General features: G+C 40.7%; 15 protein-coding genes. 2 read left to right on the forward strand and 13 right to left on the reverse strand.

Going from position 1 to position 18,171, the window contains the following annotated elements:
• The first annotated feature begins 53 nt into the window (after positions 1–53).
• Positions 54–398: a DUF4181 domain-containing protein gene (locus JOC27_RS13575; RefSeq protein ID WP_205005571.1), complete on the forward strand. Its 345-nt coding sequence runs from the start codon at positions 54–56 to the stop codon at positions 396–398.
• 222 nt (positions 399–620) lie between these two features.
• Here the strand turns inward: JOC27_RS13575 and prfB are convergent.
• The 3 genes from prfB to hpf form a co-directional block, all read right to left on the reverse strand.
• A protein-coding gene (gene prfB, locus JOC27_RS03255; protein ID WP_239529464.1) for a peptide chain release factor 2 occupies positions 621–1,719 on the reverse strand; the annotation gives its coding sequence in 2 pieces (ribosomal slippage) (positions 621–1,655 and positions 1,657–1,719; 1,098 coding nt in all).
• Positions 1,720–2,194: 475 nt separating this feature from the next.
• Positions 2,195–4,717 (reverse strand): preprotein translocase subunit SecA, encoded by a 2,523-nt coding sequence (secA, locus tag JOC27_RS03260; protein WP_205005573.1) that lies wholly within the window; start codon positions 4,715–4,717, stop codon positions 2,195–2,197.
• A gap of 629 nt (positions 4,718–5,346) precedes the next feature.
• Positions 5,347–5,898, reverse strand: a complete 552-nt coding sequence (hpf, locus tag JOC27_RS03265; RefSeq protein ID WP_205005574.1) for a ribosome hibernation-promoting factor, HPF/YfiA family — start codon at positions 5,896–5,898, stop codon at positions 5,347–5,349.
• Between the two features lie 410 nt (positions 5,899–6,308).
• On the opposite strand from hpf, the gene JOC27_RS13505 reads away from it, so the two are divergent.
• Entirely contained in the window at positions 6,309–6,437 is a 129-nt protein-coding gene (locus JOC27_RS13505) for a hypothetical protein (protein WP_275587765.1), read from the forward strand.
• Between the two features lie 363 nt (positions 6,438–6,800).
• Here JOC27_RS13505 and JOC27_RS03270 read toward each other — a convergent pair whose 3' ends face one another.
• From JOC27_RS03270 to JOC27_RS03315, 10 genes are all read right to left on the reverse strand, one after another.
• Positions 6,801–7,145, reverse strand: coding sequence for a hypothetical protein (locus JOC27_RS03270; protein WP_205005575.1), 345 nt, complete (start codon positions 7,143–7,145; stop codon positions 6,801–6,803).
• Position 7,146: 1 nt separating this feature from the next.
• Entirely contained in the window at positions 7,147–7,539 is a 393-nt protein-coding gene (gene fliS / locus JOC27_RS03275; RefSeq protein WP_205005576.1) for a flagellar export chaperone FliS, read from the reverse strand.
• A gap of 27 nt (positions 7,540–7,566) precedes the next feature.
• Entirely contained in the window at positions 7,567–9,231 is a 1,665-nt protein-coding gene (locus JOC27_RS03280) for a flagellar hook-associated protein 2 (protein WP_205005577.1), read from the reverse strand.
• A 22-nt stretch (positions 9,232–9,253) separates the two neighbouring features.
• On the reverse strand, positions 9,254–9,631 hold the full coding sequence (locus JOC27_RS03285; protein ID WP_239529466.1) for a flagellar protein FlaG: 378 nt from the start codon (positions 9,629–9,631) through the stop codon (positions 9,254–9,256).
• Positions 9,632–9,790: 159 nt separating this feature from the next.
• Positions 9,791–11,161 (reverse strand): flagellin N-terminal helical domain-containing protein, encoded by a 1,371-nt coding sequence (locus tag JOC27_RS03290; protein ID WP_205005578.1) that lies wholly within the window; start codon positions 11,159–11,161, stop codon positions 9,791–9,793.
• Between the two features lie 539 nt (positions 11,162–11,700).
• Positions 11,701–14,028: an ATP-binding cassette domain-containing protein gene (locus JOC27_RS03295; protein WP_205005579.1), complete on the reverse strand. Its 2,328-nt coding sequence runs from the start codon at positions 14,026–14,028 to the stop codon at positions 11,701–11,703.
• Positions 14,015–15,100, reverse strand: coding sequence for a HesA/MoeB/ThiF family protein (locus tag JOC27_RS03300; protein WP_205005580.1), 1,086 nt, complete (start codon positions 15,098–15,100; stop codon positions 14,015–14,017). Before JOC27_RS03300 ends, JOC27_RS03295 begins: the two co-directional genes overlap by 14 nt.
• Positions 15,090–16,205 carry a ThiF family adenylyltransferase gene (locus JOC27_RS03305; RefSeq protein WP_205005581.1) on the reverse strand — a complete coding sequence of 372 codons (1,116 nt, stop codon included), beginning with the start codon at positions 16,203–16,205 and terminating at the stop codon, positions 15,090–15,092. The genes JOC27_RS03300 and JOC27_RS03305 overlap by 11 nt, the downstream gene beginning before the upstream one ends.
• Position 16,206: 1 nt before the next feature.
• Positions 16,207–16,653: a JAB domain-containing protein gene (locus JOC27_RS03310; RefSeq protein ID WP_205005582.1), complete on the reverse strand. Its 447-nt coding sequence runs from the start codon at positions 16,651–16,653 to the stop codon at positions 16,207–16,209.
• A gap of 480 nt (positions 16,654–17,133) precedes the next feature.
• Entirely contained in the window at positions 17,134–17,982 is an 849-nt protein-coding gene (locus JOC27_RS03315; RefSeq protein WP_205005583.1) for a hypothetical protein, read from the reverse strand.
• Between the last annotated feature and the right edge of the window lie 189 nt (positions 17,983–18,171).

Below are 18,171 nucleotides of genomic sequence, written 5' to 3' on the forward strand. Positions count from 1 at the left end.
TTTTCCTGGTACTGACATGTAAGGAGGGGGCTACTCTGAACTTTTCTATCTTTGTGTTTGCCATCATCGTTTTATTTGTCGTTTATTCGCTTACCGATCAATACCTAAAAAAACGTTTTTCGATTCAGAAAACAAAGGGATGGATCTATCACCCGGTCAATCGGTTGCAAAAATACGGCGAAATTTTCCTGTTCATCATTGCACTGATTTTGTTCTTTAGTTTCAGCGACCAAATCATCCTAATCATGCTTATTTTCCTGATCATTTCCAATGGATTTCGAGCACTCATGGAATGGCTTTATCGACGCAAAACAGGTCGGTACTTGTTAGAAATTTCAGCGACTGTATTTACTATGCTTTTGCTCACACTGGGGATTGCGTGTCACATAACGGGTTAAGACATCAGATAAGCCAGGCCATGTCTGGACTTTATTTTGCAGCATATACGCAGTGGCTACTTGCTTGCCGCAGGCATATTTCTCTTTTGCTGCCTCAATATTTGTCTTACTTCCGAAATACAGTGAATCAATCATGACTTCGGAACACAAAAACGAGCCTTAGTAACTTCTAGAGGCTCGTTTTGTTATCGTATGTTTTATTCAGTGCACGCTATCCGTGATTTACAGATTCAATCGCAAATATGCATCGATAAACGGATCTAAATCGCCGTCCATCACGCGGTTAACGTCGCCGACTTCGACGTTTGTCCGATGATCTTTAACCATCGAATAAGGATGGAAAACGTAGGAGCGAATCTGGCTGCCCCAACCGATTTCCTTCTGTTCGCCGTGCAACGCCGCTTTTTCCGCCTCGCGCTTTTCTTCTTCCATTTGATAGAGACGCGCTTTCAGCATCTTCATCGCTTGGTCGCGGTTCTGGAATTGCGACCGTTCTGATTGGCAGCTGACAACAATTCCAGTCGGAATATGCGTCAGACGCACCGCCGACGACGTCTTGTTGATGTGCTGACCACCGGCGCCGCTCGAACGGAAAACATCCATCTTGACTTCATCCGGTTTAATATCGATATCAATATCGTCATCGAGTTCCGGCGTCACTTCACAGGAGACGAATGATGTATGGCGACGTCCGGCCGCGTCGAACGGCGAGATGCGCACCAGTCGATGAATGCCTTTTTCCGCTTTCAGATAGCCGTAGGCGTCCGGTCCCTTAATCATCAGCGTCACGCTCTTGACACCAGCTTCGTCGCCTGGCAGATAATCGACTGTTTCGACCGTATAGCCATGTGACTCAGCCCAGCGCGTATACATCCGCAGCAGCATCGACGCCCAGTCTTGCGCTTCCGTGCCGCCAGCGCCTGGATGCAATTCGAGAATCGCATTGCTGCGGTCGTGTGGGCCACTGAGCAGCAGACGCGTTTCGTATTTATTGAATGCGGTCCGTCCTTCATCGAGCGACTCTTCCAATTCTGCCTGCAGCTCTGCGTCATCTTCCTCTTTGACGAGTTCATAAGCTACTGAAAGATCGTCGAATTTTGTTTCAAGCTCAGTGAGACTGTCCACTTTGCTTTTTAGCTCGTTGGATTCGTCAATCACTTTCTGCGCCTTTTCGTTGTTATCCCAGAAACCGGGCATCGACATGCGCTCATCTAGTTCAGCAATCCGGGCCTTTTTGTTATCTAAGTCAAAGAGACCCCCTAAATTTTTGGAGACGCGTCTCCATTTCGTCAATCTCACGCTTCATTTCTGGTAAATCCATCAGTTATCCTACTTTCTGTCTGCTCGGCGCGTTTGCCACGGCAGTGTTTTATTTTTTATTTTGCTTCGTTTCCGTTGCCTTCTTGGATAAAAACGGTCCAAGCTTTATTTGCAGTAAATGCGCTTCGGTTGCTCGCTTGCCGCGGGCAGGACGGAAGCCTCCTCGGACAAGCGATAATCTGCGGGGTCTCCCTTGTCCTACTCTTCCCGCAGGCGTCTCGCACCTCCGCCGCATTTTTCATCAAAAGACTTTGACAAGTCAATTTATGCAGTAATGCGCTTCGGTTGCTCGCTTGCCGCGGGTAGGACGGGAACCGACCAAGACAAGCGTTGAACGTTCAAGCGCTCGCTTAACCGCGACCCTATTTTCACGAAAAATCAACAGTACGTAAACCTAGCTTTTTCTCATAACCTTATTGTATTCAGCCGCTTGCGGTGAGCCACTCTTTATCGAGCGTCTTCTGAACGGTTCCGGCTTATTTCCCGTGGCAGTTCTTGTATTTCTTGCCGCTACCGCATGGGCATGGATCGTTGCGACCGATATGCGTTTTGCGCACAAATGGTTTCTGCTTCTTTGGTTCGTCATCATCGTCTTGTCCGCCGGAGATCACGCGCAGACCGTGTGTCACGCGTTCGCGTTCAATCGGACGTTCTTCGATTTCCGCTTTCATGATGAAAGTGACGACTTCCTGTTCGATGCTCGCTACCATCTCTTCAAACATCTTGAAGCCTTCAATTTGATATTCACGGTATGGATCGACCTGGCCGTACGCACGCAGATAAATACCTTCGCGTAATTGTTCCATCGCGTCGATGTGATCCATCCACTTCGTATCAACCGTGCGCAACATAATCACACGCTCGAATTCACGCATCCGTTCCGAAGTAAAGCGTTCCTCTTTATCATCGTAGCGCGCAATCGCTTTTTCATAGAGGTCGTCAATCATTTCTTCCGGATCCTTGCCTTCCAGATCCTTCAGACTCAGCGCACCATCATCAAAAATCTGGCCGTTGAGGAAGTCAATGACAGCCTTCAGATCCCAGTCTTCCGGCACTTCATTCTCCGGCGTGTGGGTGCGAACGACATTCTCAATCACCGTTTTGATCATATTTTCGATATCAGCGCGAAGGTCCTTCGATTCCATGACTTCCATACGCTGTTTATAGATAATTTCACGTTGTTGACGCATGACATCGTCGAATTTCAGCAACTGCTTACGGGCATCGAAGTTATTACCTTCGACGCGTTTCTGCGCCGCTTCCACCGACTTACTGACGAGCTTGCTTTCAATCGGCTGGTCATCGTCCATGCCGAGCCGCTCCATCATCGCTTTCATCTTGTCCGAACCGAAGCGTTTCATTAAGTCGTCTTCAAGCGACAGATAGAAACGCGATTCGCCCGGGTCGCCCTGACGACCAGAACGGCCACGCAGCTGGTTATCGATACGGCGTGATTCATGACGTTCGGTGCCGAGAATATACAGACCGCCAAGTTCCGGCACACCTTCGCCGAGCTTAATGTCAGTACCACGGCCGGCCATGTTCGTCGCGATCGTAACCGAACCGACTTGTCCGGCATTCTCAATGATTTCCGCTTCACGCGCATGGTTCTTCGCGTTCAGGACGTTGTGCGGAATGCCCTTGCGTTTCAGCAGCTTCGAAATTAACTCAGAGGTTTCAACGGCTACCGTGCCGACAAGCACTGGTTGACCGCGATGGTACAATTCGGAAATTTCTTCGACAGCCGCATTAAATTTACCTTTTTGCGTCTTATAAATTAAATCTGGCTTGTCATTGCGAATCATCGGTTTATTCGTTGGAATGACAATGACATCCATATTATAGATGCTCTGGAATTCTTCTTCTTCCGTCTTCGCCGTACCAGTCATACCGGAAAGTTTATGATACATCCGGAAAAAGTTCTGCAAGGTAATCGTCGCCAGCGTCTTGCTTTCGCTCTGGATCTCAAGGCCTTCCTTGGCTTCAATCGCCTGGTGCAGACCCTCGCTGTAGCGGCGTCCTTGCATCAGACGGCCGGTGAACGGATCGACAATCACGATCTGGCCATCTTGCACGACATAATCGGTGTCCAGATGCATAATCGCGTGCGCCTTCAGCGCCTCATTGACGTGGTGGTTGACTTCCACATTGGAGTAGTCATATAGATTCTTTATATGGAAGAAGTTCTCCGCCTTCGTCATGCCTTCTTCAGTCAGCTGCACCGTCTTCGTCTTCAGATCAACAGTAAAGTCCTGCTTTTCAGCGAGCAGACGTGCGAACTGATTGGCACGGACATATAGATCTGTTGATTTTTCCGCATTCCCGGAAATAATCAGCGGCGTCCGCGCTTCGTCAACTAAGATCGAATCGACTTCATCGACAATCGCATAATGAAGCGGGCGCTGAGACATTTCTTCTTTATATAGAGCCATGTTATCACGCAGGTAATCAAAGCCGAATTCACTATTCGTACCATAGGTGATATCAGCCGCATAGGCTTCTTTTTTCTCTTCCGGCGACTGGCCAACGGTATTCAAGCCAACCGACATGCCGAGAAAATTATAAAGCAGGCCGAGCTGTTCCGCATCACGCGAGGCCAGATAATCATTGACCGTAATCAGGTGGGCACCCTTGCCTTCGAGCGCGTTCAAATAAAGCGGCATCGTCGCCACGAGCGTTTTACCTTCACCAGTTTTCATCTCGGCGATATTGCCTTGATGCAGCGCGATTGCGCCAATCAACTGCACATAATAAGGCGTCATCCCGAGAATACGCGTCGACGCTTCGCGGACTGTGGCGAAGGCTTCTGGAAGCAAATCATCCAGCGTTTCGCCGTTCGCCAATCTTTCTTTAAATTCCGGGGTTTTTGCTTGCAACGCGTCATCACTGAGTGCCTTGTATTCGTCAGCCTTCTCATCAATCACGTGCGCCAGCTTTTCCATTTTGCCCAGTTTGCGGAGACTGGTATCTCCAAGCACCTTTTTGAGCATTCCAATCATGCGTGTATCCACCTCATCTCAGGCCCTGGCATCCGCCGCAGGCCTGCTTAATATCCCTCTAAAAAAACATCGATTACCCTTGTCCGATTACGCAGGAGAATATGCTTATAATTGTAGCAATCTTCTGCCTGCCTGACAATGCCGTCATTCATCCGTTTTTTCTATTAAAATTAGTACCGCAAAACGGATCGGTTGTTACAAGTACGCTCCGGTCGCTCGCTTGCCGCGGGCAGGACGGGAGCCTCCTCAGACAGGCAATTAACCTGCGGGGTCTCCCTTGTCCTGCTCTTCCCGCAGGCGTCTCGTGCCTTCGCTACATTTTCAATGCTAAAATCATTTACTTTGTTTACTGAAAAATAAAGGCAAACAATTCTTATTATAAGCGCAAATGGTTGTTTTGAAAACAGATGGCTATTGACAAGTGAGAGAATTCAGTGGCTGTTCAAAGACCATTTCCGGGGAAATGGTCTTCAGAAATCTTGGCATAGCCATTCTTTTTCATCAATTGCGCTACGGCTGCTCGTCTCCCTCGGCATATCTCTCCATTTTCCGCACAAAACCTTATACAGTCATTACCTATTAAAAAAGGGAGAAACATCAAATGATGTTCCCCCCGTTGTTATTTCCTTTTATTCTTGGTCAATCAAACCGTATCGGCCATCCTTGCGTTGGTAAACCACGCTGATTTCGGATGAATCCGCATTCTGGAAAACGAAAAAGCTGTGTCCCAACATCTCCATCTGAAGAATTGCCTCTTCAATCGTCATCGGCTTCAGAACGAAGCTTTTGCGGCGAACCACTTCAAAAGAATGCGTGTCTTCCGCTGGTTCTGCCGTCCGAACAACCGTGCTGGCCACACCTTCGACAATACCGCGTACTTCCTGGCGGCTCTTGCGATGCACCTTCGTCTTATATTTTTTAATCTGGCGCTCCAATTTGGAGACTACCGCATCAATACTTGTGTACATATCGTCCTTGCTCTCTTCTGCTCTCAAGAGAAGCCCTTGCATCGGGATTGTGACTTCCACCACCTGATCTTTGTTGTGAACGCGCATATTCACACGCGCGCTGCTTTCTAAAGGTTCGCTGAAATATTTCTCCAGCTTACCGACTCGCTTCTCCGCATAATCCTGCAGAGCGGGTGTTATTGCAATGTTTTCTCCTCGAATGTTCAGATTCATGAGAAAGCCTCCCTTCGATATTATATATTTTCGCCATCCCTGTCCTATTTCCTTCTTGATCTATGAAAAAACTTTACAAAAAGCGCTTTCATTGACAAAGTTTCGACACAAATCGACGGAAATGCCCTTATTCATCTCCTCTTGCCCATTCATGCAAAAAAGTTACTAATTATATGCAAAACTTCAATCAAAAGTCAAGCCTGAAATAGGTCGAATGCTATTGACCCCGCTATTCAATCCTCATATAATAAAGTACGCAAGCAAGAGTCCTTCCAAGTTAGTGATTGAATTCACAGCTATTTCGAGTGCTCAATGTTATGATTTATGCTTTTATTTTGTAGCTAATTTGTGATTAAATTCTCAATGTCCGTTTGAGACGGTGACATCATCTCATAAAGGGAGTCTTGACCATGAAAATCCAGGCAGAAGAAATTATCGAATTGTTCGAAAAGCTGAATGAAGACGAAAAAGAATCGACCTACAACTACCTGCAATTCCTCGCCAGCCTGAACACACCTGAAGCAGTTGCAGTCGACTAATTATAAACAAGTCCAAAACCAAACAGAGCCTTATCCGGACAACTCCGGACAAGGCTCTTTATTTATGCAAATAACTTTGTTCATGTCAGTTGTTGTATTTCTCTTTCCACAATAAGTCTTAGAGCCTCCGTACGCATCAATAGATCCAGTACAGCCAAAGTTTAAGGTAAATTCGACTTTACCAAGTCCTTTTTTGTAATAATGCGCTTCGGCTGCTCGCTTGCCGCGGGCGCACCGCGAGCCTCCTCGTACAGACAATAGTCTGCGGGGTCTCGTTGGCACGCTGTTCCCGCAGGCGTCCCCCGTCTTCGCTGCATTTTCCGCCAATAATTTTTTATACTTCTATTACTAGTCAAAAAGCCTTTATTCCCGCTTATCCAGAAACATCCCGTCCCTTGTCGGCCCGGAGAATGGACGGCGATAGCGATTGACCGTGCGTTTGCGTTGCTTGAAGGCAGTCATGTCGTTGACGATATCCTGCTTGATAGCGAGTAAACTTTGATTAATTTTCTCGTTCTTTTCATTAAGCGACACTGCGAGTACCCGCTCTTCATCAGTCAACTTTTTAGACTGCTGCTGGATAAACGTCTCCCGTTTCGCCAATAAATCTTGTAAATGTTTAATCCAATCTTCGCGTTCCGTTTGTCGATACTTGCCAATCCATTGTTCAAGCTGCAACGTCAAGTCATAGATTTGCTGGATTGGCATCTTACGCTCGATCCCGTTTCGGTTGATTTTTCTTCGTTATGTCGATGACTTGTTTCCAAGCATCTCGGAAATCGGTGACAAGTCCCTCAACTTCATCTAAAATAGCTGGATCATTTTTAACATTAGCATCGATCATCCGGCGATAGATGTAATCATATAGCCGCATCATCTCATCTGAAATCGGCTGCTTCTGATCAAGCGTCACCATCAATTCGCGGATAATCCGCTGCGCTTTCTTCAGATACGTATTTTTGTCCGCCAAATTTTTCTCATTGATCGCCAGCCGCGCCTGACGGATGAACTTGATGCAACCATTATAGAGCATCAGCGTCAGCTCACCCGGCGTCGCAGTCATCACAGAATTCTGCTGATAAGATTGATAGCCTAAAGGCATTATTAATTCTCCCTTTCAAATAATGAATTACCCACCTGTCAGCTGACTCAAATAGCTCGCCTGACTGTTTGACTGTTGAATTGCTGATTCCATCGCGTCAAATTCATTGTAATAACGTGTTTCAACATCTTGGAGCTTTGTTTTAAAAGCTGAAATCTGATCATTAATGCTAGTAATATCTTTTCCTAATGAATATGTGTCATCCGTGCTATAGGTATTGCCGGCCATCGACTCAATTTGATTCATCGTGTTTGTAATTGTGGTATTGAGGCGCTGCATGATTCCTTCAGAGCCATAAGCCACATTACTAGTAGTTCCGTCTGGATTCGTAGTTGTACCAGAATTCGTAAACAGATTCATAAATGCTTGTGGATCCGTACTGATCGCACTTTTCAATTTATCTGGATCGCTGATAATTAATTTGCCATGGTCCAAATAATTTGAACTTGTCGTAATACCAATCGCCGCAAGTTGATTGACTGTTGAGCTTCCCGTGCTACCCACTGAAGAATATAAGTCCGTCCGCATCTGGCTCAATGCTCCAGTGAGAATGTTATCATTAGCAAGCATGCCGGACTGTGCTTTGGCTGTCCAAGATGTGATGTCTGAAGCACTCATGCTTGCTTTCTGCGTATCGGTTAATGGCGCATAATCCCTATTTCGCGTCTCGTCGACTTTATCGTTTATTTGACTGATTGTTGTATTGTACAGATCAACAAAATCGGAAATTGATTTATAAACCGCGTCCGTATCTGTCGCAACTGTAATCGATGCGGATGGCGCAGATGCTGTTGAATTCCCTTGCAGGTTAAAAGTCACACCGCCCATCGTAAAAGTGTTAGAATGCCTTGATGTACTTAAACCATTGAGGGTGAACGTTGCATCCTGACCGCCTTGTTCCTGAGTAGCGTCCATTTTTAATGTCGTTGTTAAGAAGTCGCCACTGAATTGCATTTCCGGATTTTTTGTCGTGACATTTCCACTGCCATCCTTTACGTCCGTATTCATATCTCCGGTCGCAGTCCGTGTCATCGACACTTGACCACTCGATGAATCATAAAAGGCAGTGACCCCAGCAGCTGAATTTGAAATGGTTGACATCATGCTATTCAATGTTATCTTCGTGGGATCAAATGAAAAAGGAGTATCCACTTTATTATTATTTTGGTCATAGGTTGTGATCGTAAAGGAAATCGTACTATTTGGACTGCCCAACGCCGCCTGAGTTGATAGGTAGGCATCAGGATCCAGCTTGCCTGTTTGGACAATTGAAGCAGTACTCGTATTATACGCAGACGTCGCCATCTCAATATTTGAGAGCGAATAAGTCGCATTGCCAGCAGTGACTCCTGCAGTTGCCGTGACAAGCGATGAATTGCTGCTCGCTGCTGTCTTTGCCAAATAAGATCCTTGAAGCTTCATTGTTTGTACATTTGTCTGCAGTGTTGTCAGCAAAGTATTCATTGAGCGATAATCATCGCGTTGCCATTCTTTTAATTGTAGCTGCTGTTGCATTTGGACAAGCGGCTGGCTTTCCGCCGTCATCAATTGGGCGACAATACTGTCAACATCAATGCCACTTGCCAAACCGCTAACCCGGCTCGTATTTGCTGTACCAATTAGACTATTGATCGAGTTAATTGACACTCCGCTTGAGCTTGTCGAACTTGTGGATGTCGTTGAAACAGTCATATGCTCACCTCATTTCGTCTATTTAAACTCGTTTATTAACAATTAGCCCTAGCTTTTCTGCAATCGCTGCATACATATCCATAAACTTCTTTGGAGGAATCTCACGAATAATTTTATGCGTTACGGCATCCTCTACCTGTACAAAATATTGATTTAATTTATCATGAAGCACATAATGCATTTCTGTCAATTGAGGATTAAGTAGTTTATTTGCCTCCGATACTAAATCATCTAGCTGTTTTTTTGTAAAAGAAGCATAAACTCTTGAATTTTTTGTGTTTGAATCTGAATTTTGATGATCTGTAATGGTGTTTGCACGTAAATCATCTTGCACTGACGAAAGCGGTGTGGTTACCTGATAGTTTTGTTCCGTTACCCCCATCGAACCATCAGCAATCATGTCAAATCCTCCCTAACTCATCCTCTAATTCTTCTATTATTTTTATCGGTTCAACGTAAGAAATGTTTAGATTGTATCAATAGAAAAAACAAAAGCGGCTCCCCATATGGAGACCCACTTTTGTTCGATTTATTACACAAGTTGATAACACATTGACAATTATCTCAGTAACTGAAGAACACCTTGAGGAAGCTGGTTGGCCTGAGCAAGCATCGCTTGAGCAGCCTGGTTCAGAATATTATTCTTCGTGAAGTTGCTCATTTCGGCAGCCATGTCAACATCCGCAATTCGAGATTGAGCAGATGTCAAATTTTGAGATGATGCACTCAGGTTATTAATTGTATGATCCAAACGATTTTGGTACGCACCGAGTTTTGAGCGCTCAGTTGAAACAGTTTGAATGGCACTATCAATTGTTGTAATTGCTGATTTGGCACTAGTGTATGAAGAAACATCAATATGATCGACGCCCAAATTTTGAGCTCTCATATCTCTAATTCCAATTCTCATATTTTGATCTTCATTTGCACCAATCTGTAACTGTAATCCTTCTCCACTTACCGCAATTCCGGAATTATCTGTAGCTGCAGTTAAGTTTTTATCGACAGTTAATTCAAACGCACCGACATCAACTTTACCATCGGTCGTAGTTTTGGTGACCGTTGTGGCTTGATTCGTAGTGGCATTAGTAATTGTATAATTTGCTGTGACACCAACATCAAATGACAATGTACCATTACCTGTTATTTTATTAGCAGCAATTGTCAACTTATTTGCACCAGCATTATTTAATACTACACCACCCGCCGCCGTCGTATCAACATTGTCTTGTGTATCTAAGACTGTACCATCTGATTTAGTGAAGGTTATTTTTTTGCCGCTAGTAGATCCATCTTCGACTTTAATTGAGTAAGATTGATTGACATCAAAGCCAGTACCAGCGCTTAGATCAATATCTGCGCTTGCAACACCCGTACCATTTGCAGCTAAATTCGCTGCATCTATACTCTTACTTGCAACAGTAAGATTATAGTTCCCTGTATCAGTATCAGTAACAACTTCAGCCTTAATTACTTTAGTATTACTAGCAGTCAAATTAACGCTCTGCGCCTGTGAACCATCCAGTAAATTTTTGTTGTTAAACTGAGTGGTATTGCCAATACGATTAATTTCACTAGTCAATTGGTCAATTTCTTTCTGAATTGCATTACGGTCTGAGTCAGTATTCGTGTCGTTCGATGCTTGAGTTGCTAATTCACGCATACGTTGAAGAATATCTTGAGTTTCATTTAGTGAGCCTTCAGCAGTTTGAATCAATGAAGTGCCATCCTGAGCATTACGTGTTGCTTGGTCAAGTCCACGAATTTGGCCTTTCATCTTTTCAGAAATTGCAAGACCTGCAGCATCGTCTGCAGCACTGTTAATTCTAAGGCCTGATGATAATTTTTGAAGAGATTTTTGCGTTGCATTGGTGTTTTTGCTTAAGTTATTGAGTGTGTTCAACGCAGCAAGGTTGTGATTGATAATCATAAATTATTTCCTCCTTGAATTATGAATTCCACGTCCATGTGGAAAATTATTAGGAATTGGGAAGGCGCCTTCCCAATTGCCTTACACTTTATTTATCGGCAGTTAGGATTTGATGTTTAGTCATCCTTCCAAAAAATTTCACCATAAATTCAGCATTTCATATATTTTTCCTTTATCTGCTTCCCCATTTTTTAGAAATACTTTAGGAATGCCTGCACCGTAAACACGAACATATTCTGATCCAAAGATATTGGCAACTCGTTGAAATGTTTCAGAGAAAGGTGAGTTTTTATGAGTTAAGCTAAGGCTTTTCAAATCATCACAATATAGCCATTTATCCGGATCCCTGTTCGCCAAAACCAATAACGGAACATTTTACTCGCTCTCTCCCATATTTCGTCGTGCGGCAAAAACATTACGATAAATAAAATCATCGTCTGGCATAGAATAGACTGCGAGTATAATGTGTTTTGTTTTTTCAATGGTGACTTTCATATCATTCTTGATTTTTTCAATTTGATAGTAATAGAGAACAATTTTTATATCCAAGATACTTTCCCGCGATTCAGTATCTCTTGTAGACTTCCTTCATCAATTATTTTACCACCAGAGTTTCCACCTTTCAGACCAAAGTCAATAATATAGTCTGCATTTTTGTGAATAAACTTAATATTGTGTTCAATAATTATCAGTGTATTACCCTCGTCAACTAATTTATTTAACACATTTTCCAGCCGCAGAATATCGCTTGCACTGAGACCAGATGTCGGCTCATCTAACAAAAAGATATTATTACTGCCATTTGGCTGACCTAGAGCTTTTGCTAATTTAATTCTTTGCGCCTCTCCACCCGACAAATTTTTCGACAACTGCCCAAGTTTTATATAATCCAATCCAATATCAATGAGACACTTTAGCATATATTCAATATATTTTTGCTTGGCAAAGAAACCATATGCTTCTGAAATATCCATATTCAACACGTCATTGATCGATTTCCCATTATATTTGACAGAGAGAATAAAGTCTTTAAATCTAGTTCCATTACACTCATCGCATGGTAATAGAATATTGGAAAAAAATGTACTGTCCATCTGCACATAACCACTACCTAAGCATCTTTCACACCGTCCTTCCTTACAGTTTAGACTAAAGAATGATGCTGAAAGATTATTTTCCTTTGCAGTCTTTGTATTTGCAAATAACTCACGAATATGCTGCCCAATTCCAAGAAATGAAATGACGCTTGATCTTATGTTTTTCCCTATTGGTTGCTGATTTACTGCATATACCTTTTCGTAGTTACCTTCGCATGAGAATATTTCACAATTATGGGGCATCTGGGCGTAAAGTGATTTATAGATCACTTCATTTAAGAGAGTCGTTTTCCCCGACCCAGAAACTCCGCTTATGATAGTAATTGCTTTCATTGGAATACTACAGTTTTGTTCTCGAATATTATTATAATTAGCTCGTTTGATATTAATCCATTTATCGAAATGGCGATGATTTATTTTCGTCATGGACATGTCTTCATAAAAATTTTTAATACCTTTAAATAAGACTTTACCACCTTTTGGACCTCCGCCAGGACCCAATTCAATACAGTAATCTACATTATTTAAAAACTGAGTATTATGCTCAATCGCAATAATTGTATTTCCTTTATCTACCAGCTTTTTCATGGTATGAATAATGTTTTGAATATTCTTGAAGTGTAGACCCTTACATGGTTCATCGAAAATATAAAGAATTTCCGTTAAAGAACAGGAAATTTGTTTAGAAAGCCTTAGGCGTTGAAGCTCACCACCTGAAAGAGATGGGATGGATCTATCTAGAGACAAATACTCTAGTTTTAAATCTAACATTGATCTAATTCTTGCCTTTAAGCTCTCTATCATTTTTTGCACTGAGTACAAACCGGATTCATTTTTATTGCTGTGTTCTGCTTTGCCTATCCATCGCAATATTTCTGGAAGTTCCAAATGCTCCACTTCACTATAATCACATTTAAAGATGTTGTATTGAAGCACATTAGCTTTTAAGCGTTTCCCACCACACAAGCTACATGTACAAGGTGATAAATATTTCTCAATCTGTTTGAATATCATTGGGGTTAAAATATGCTTTTCTTTTTCTCCAATTACAGTAATTGCACCCTGAAAAAATAAAGTTCGCTGACAATTTTTCTTTTTTGCTCGTGAATAATGCACAACATATTTTTCTGTTGTATCTCCATATAAGAGAAAATGAACGTCACTTTCAGGCAAGTTCCTTATTGGTATATCCATAACAATATGATGGCGCCTGCAGACTTGCTCAAGAAGTTTCATCTCAAAGCTTTCTTTTACACCTGAAAAAAAGAGAATACCACCTTCATTTAACGTTTTTGAAGGATCAGGAATTAATTTTTCCAAAGAAAACTTCTGAACCCATCCATTTCCTTTGCATAAAGGACAGTATCCATCAACATCATTTTTAGAAAAATTCCGTCCAGTAAGATTTGTATGATATTTTTGATTTACAAAGATGGAAAACAACACCCGCAGTGTATCTGCAATTTCCATAAATGTACTGACTGTTGACCGTGGATTTTGATTATAACAATTTTGATCCAAACTGATTGCAGGAACAAGATGCTGTATAGATTCAACCTTAGGTTTTGGAAGAATTTTTTGACTAAATGTCGAGGTTAACATATTCTCTGTGATTAGACGCATGCTTTCAGCATAAATAGTATCATAAACGAGTGAAGACTTCCCGCATCCAGAATCGCCTGTTACGGCGGTTACTGCATAATACGGGATAGATACACTAATATTTTTCAAGTTATTCTGGGTAGCATTAATGATTTCAATTTTTTTCATAACCACACCACTCACACGTTGATAGTCGATTAAATTCCTGGTATTTCAAATTCATTGTATTTATATCGAACTCTCCACGTCGATTAACGTTATCTGGTGGAATATGTGATGAAAGAACTTTTATAGCCTCCATGCCGATCATACTAGCAATTATTGAACACATCGGGCCAAAACTTCCAATCTTTCGATTTTTAGTGTCAAGTCTTTTAACAGTAAGGCCATCCAATGAATTTTTTTCCTTTAATTGTTCTTCAAAACAGTTGACACACGCACTCTCAAAAGGAATGACAGTTTGACCAATAAGGGATAAATGTAAGTTATAGCCTCCTCCCACTATATGTGGAATTCGTCTTTTCATACAATATTTTCCTACCCATCTAGAAGTTATATCAACATTTGGTTTATCAGCACAATTGATAATTAAGTCAACATTTTTTTCTCCAACGACAGCACAAAGATTGTTTTCTGTAAGATCCTGTTTAATCTCCAATACATGAATAGATGGATCAAAATGATTTATATATCTCGCTATCACTGTACTCTTGCTCTTTCCAATATCTGCTGCAGTAAAAGCAATCTGGCGATGAAGATTTGTAATGTCAACAATATCTTTATCCATTAAAATAAAATTAGAAACACCACTTTGAGCCAAGTTTAACGCAACCCAATTTCCTACCGCCCCTAATCCAATAATCATGACTGTTGATTTTCTTATATTTTTCCACATTTCCAATAATAATTCATCGGAGTGAGCATAATCTTCGAGAAAATGAATAATTCTACGATATTTAAAATAATCTTCACGATCTTTGACAAGTGCATCATTACTAATAATAGACTTTTCTTTTAAATACGACAGAAGTATTGCTAACTGCTGTTCTTCTCCTTGGAGATTATAGCACTGCACAATCTCGTTGAAACTCAAATTGCCGTCCAAATGTGTTACAATATTTTTAATCATAGGGCTCTTCACATGAATTTTAATAGATTTTCTCGTATTGGTTTTAAAAAATTCTAGAACATTACCACCTGAATCTACGATCGATACTGAAGATCGAAGTTTATAATTCATGATCAGCACCCCCACAAATTTTACAATTTGGATCCTTTGAAGGCGTTAAATTAAACAATTTCATCCCGTTGAAAAGAAATTCCGCACGTGGCTTATATGCTACTTTCATGTCCTTCAATCCACAGATATATTTAATTATTTCAATACAAGCAAAAGAGGACGAAAATAAAGACATTGCTGCTAGCCCCCCCATCTCTTTTTCTCTGTTTTTTATTGGATGGTGTTCTGGTTTCCAATCCGATAGTACTCTTTCAAAATATGTGGAATAGCAGCCAGCACATGGTGTAATATACGGGATTATCAATTCACCAGTACTTGCAAGATGAGCGTCAAAGCCTCCAGCTATATAATGTGGAAGCTTTATTGGCACACAGTTTTGAGAAATCAGGTTAGCTGTATAGCCTAAATACGGCTCATCAGCAGCATCAATTAAAAAAGTCGCTTTTTTCAAAATTTCACTCAAATCGGCATTGGGATGTAACCATTGATAGGATATGTATGTCTTAATAGCTGGATTTATCGACTTTATGTAATCAGCTAAGCTTTCAACCTTTTTATCCCCGACACTTTCTTGTTTGAAATAAACATGGCGCGAGCAGTCACTTTCTTCCACTACATCTGGATCAATAAGAATAAAAGTACCTACACCTGCCATTGCTAGTTGAACCGCTAAATTTCCACCAACAGCGCCGCATCCCCAAATAGCCACTACAGAATTAAGTAACTTTTTCTGAGCTTTTTCAGCAGCAAGTTCACTACTAAGAAATTCCGAAAAGTAATTGATTTGACGATTAAAGCGTTTTAATTCCGAAGAACTGAGTATATGTTTTTGTGATTTTTCAATAATTAATCCCGATTTTAATAAACAATTAAAAAATGTGGAAAAACCTTTTCTTGAAATTGTTCCGTTTTTTAAGCAGTATGTATTGTAAATATTCTCAATATTATTAATACCATCAATTATTTCAATAATATGAACAGAGCCATTACTTACCCGAAATTTTTTCTTTTGCCTAGTATTCATAAAATAGGCAACAATATACGTTTCATCCACTAAATATATATCAACTGAATCCTTTATTTTATAAATTTTTCCCCAATCCACCCTACTCATTCCCCTTTTCTAAAATATACTTTCTAATCGAAAGATACTCATTTTTTGAATTCAGTATCAAAGAATCTATCAGATCTACACTTAAAAGTTTTCCGAGAAAACCTATTTCTTGCGTTGATTTAATGTCGCTTTGTGTTGGGGTAAGTGAAGATCCTAAATGATTGTGTGCTATGTAGAAATGTCTAGCGTTCAAAAGGAGAGCAATTTTAAATAGTTCTGAAGGATCTATCAAAACTTTATTTGCAGTTCCAATCCCAATTATACTACACCCAATAGGATAATAGTCGTAGTCCAAAAACAAAGCACAGAAACGTTCTGTTGTAGACTTGCCAATTTGATTCTCAAAAAAGGGGAAAGCCGAATCACAATCAGGAATATGATCATTACAAATTCGTTTTCCATTGTCTTTCAAACAAAGATGTACTTCAGAAATCTCCATATAATTATCCCCCTAAAAATCAGAAAAAAGGCATCCTTTGGATGCCTTCTGTAAAAATTTGTCATCAATATTGAATAATACCGCCATTTGCCTCCAAAAAAGCTTCCCAAGAATTTTCCGTCTGAATTTTGCATGTAGGTCCATGATCAGTACAATACGTAGTACAACAGCCCGATGGACCATTAGTATGACAATTTGACGAATTTTCGAAAGCAACATCCTCAGATATTTCTTCAAACACCAAATCCTCAGTCGTATTTTTGCAATCCATATCGTAACCTCTCTCCTCACAATTATCTATGAACATTTTACCAGATTAGTCAAAAACATCAATAATATTCGCAAAATATGCACAAACATACTTAATAAATTAAATGCTGAATTATTCTAAATCAATGTCTATTTTTAGCCCTCCTAGTATCATGATTAGATCCTCAAAGTTTCTCAAATGAATGACCTCTTTCTTCTATTTTGCCCATTCTATTCAGTAGTTATTTCCCGATTGATTCTATCCATTTCACTTTCAAGCAATCTAATATAATCTTCAAATCCTTGCAACAATCTTTGTATATCATCTGTGGAAAGTTCCATTTTGCTAGTCCATTGAATTAATGTCCTTCTTTCGATTTGTTTACCAATTTTATCGATTTCATTGAACAAAGTATTCCCATTATTTGTATCAAGACCTCTGGCTTCCAAGAAGTCATAAATTTCCCTGAGATATCGATCAACAGCTTCTTGAGCTTCCTGCTTTTTTCGATCGATCACATTGTTCTTTGTAAGTGCAGCTGTTGCGACAGTTGCCACTGCTGCAAAAACAGCAATCGGAGGAAATACATTCAACATTGCGTAACCAAGCGTATGCCAACCAGCTGCCAAACCAACTGTTCCAATTATTGCTGAACCAAGAGATGCGCCAAGAACTTGTTCTGAAGCCTCCATCTGGTGCTGTAATTTGAAAACATCCTTAGTTATAGCCTCGAACTGATGGTTCCTATTTGAATAAAAAACAGTTGTACTTGCATCAATCGTTTTTTTCCATTTCTTTTTATACTGTTCGAAAGCCTTATCAATAATAGTATTTAATTGGATAATTATTTCATTTTGAGGTAACCTTTCTTGTAAAATTTTTTCGAGAATCCGTCGTTCATCTATCGGAGAATCATTTTTTATTATTTTTTCATTTGTTGGCAGTTTGTTAATCGCTGCAACAGCTTTGTTGCGAAAAATAGATAATGGTTTTTTAACGCCATCAGTAATACTGCTATACCATGAAATCTCGTCTTCTATATCCTTTTTAATGACAATTAGTTTTTGATTGAAAAACAAGCGAATTTCATTTGTGATATCTTTTTTAAAATCATCATCAAATTCTGCAGATTCTCGAAGAAGATTATTGTATGCTTGATTGAAGCTATTGACCTGATCTAGATAATTTCCTTTGAGTAGTGAAGACTTTTCTTTTAAATCATTTAACTAAAACTTGAAACATCAAAAATAGTCCTTAACCCTTATCAA

The sequence above is a fragment of the Sporolactobacillus spathodeae genome, from assembly GCF_016908935.1.
In the GTDB taxonomy this organism is placed as follows: Bacteria; Bacillota; Bacilli; order Bacillales; family Sporolactobacillaceae; genus Sporolactobacillus; species Sporolactobacillus spathodeae.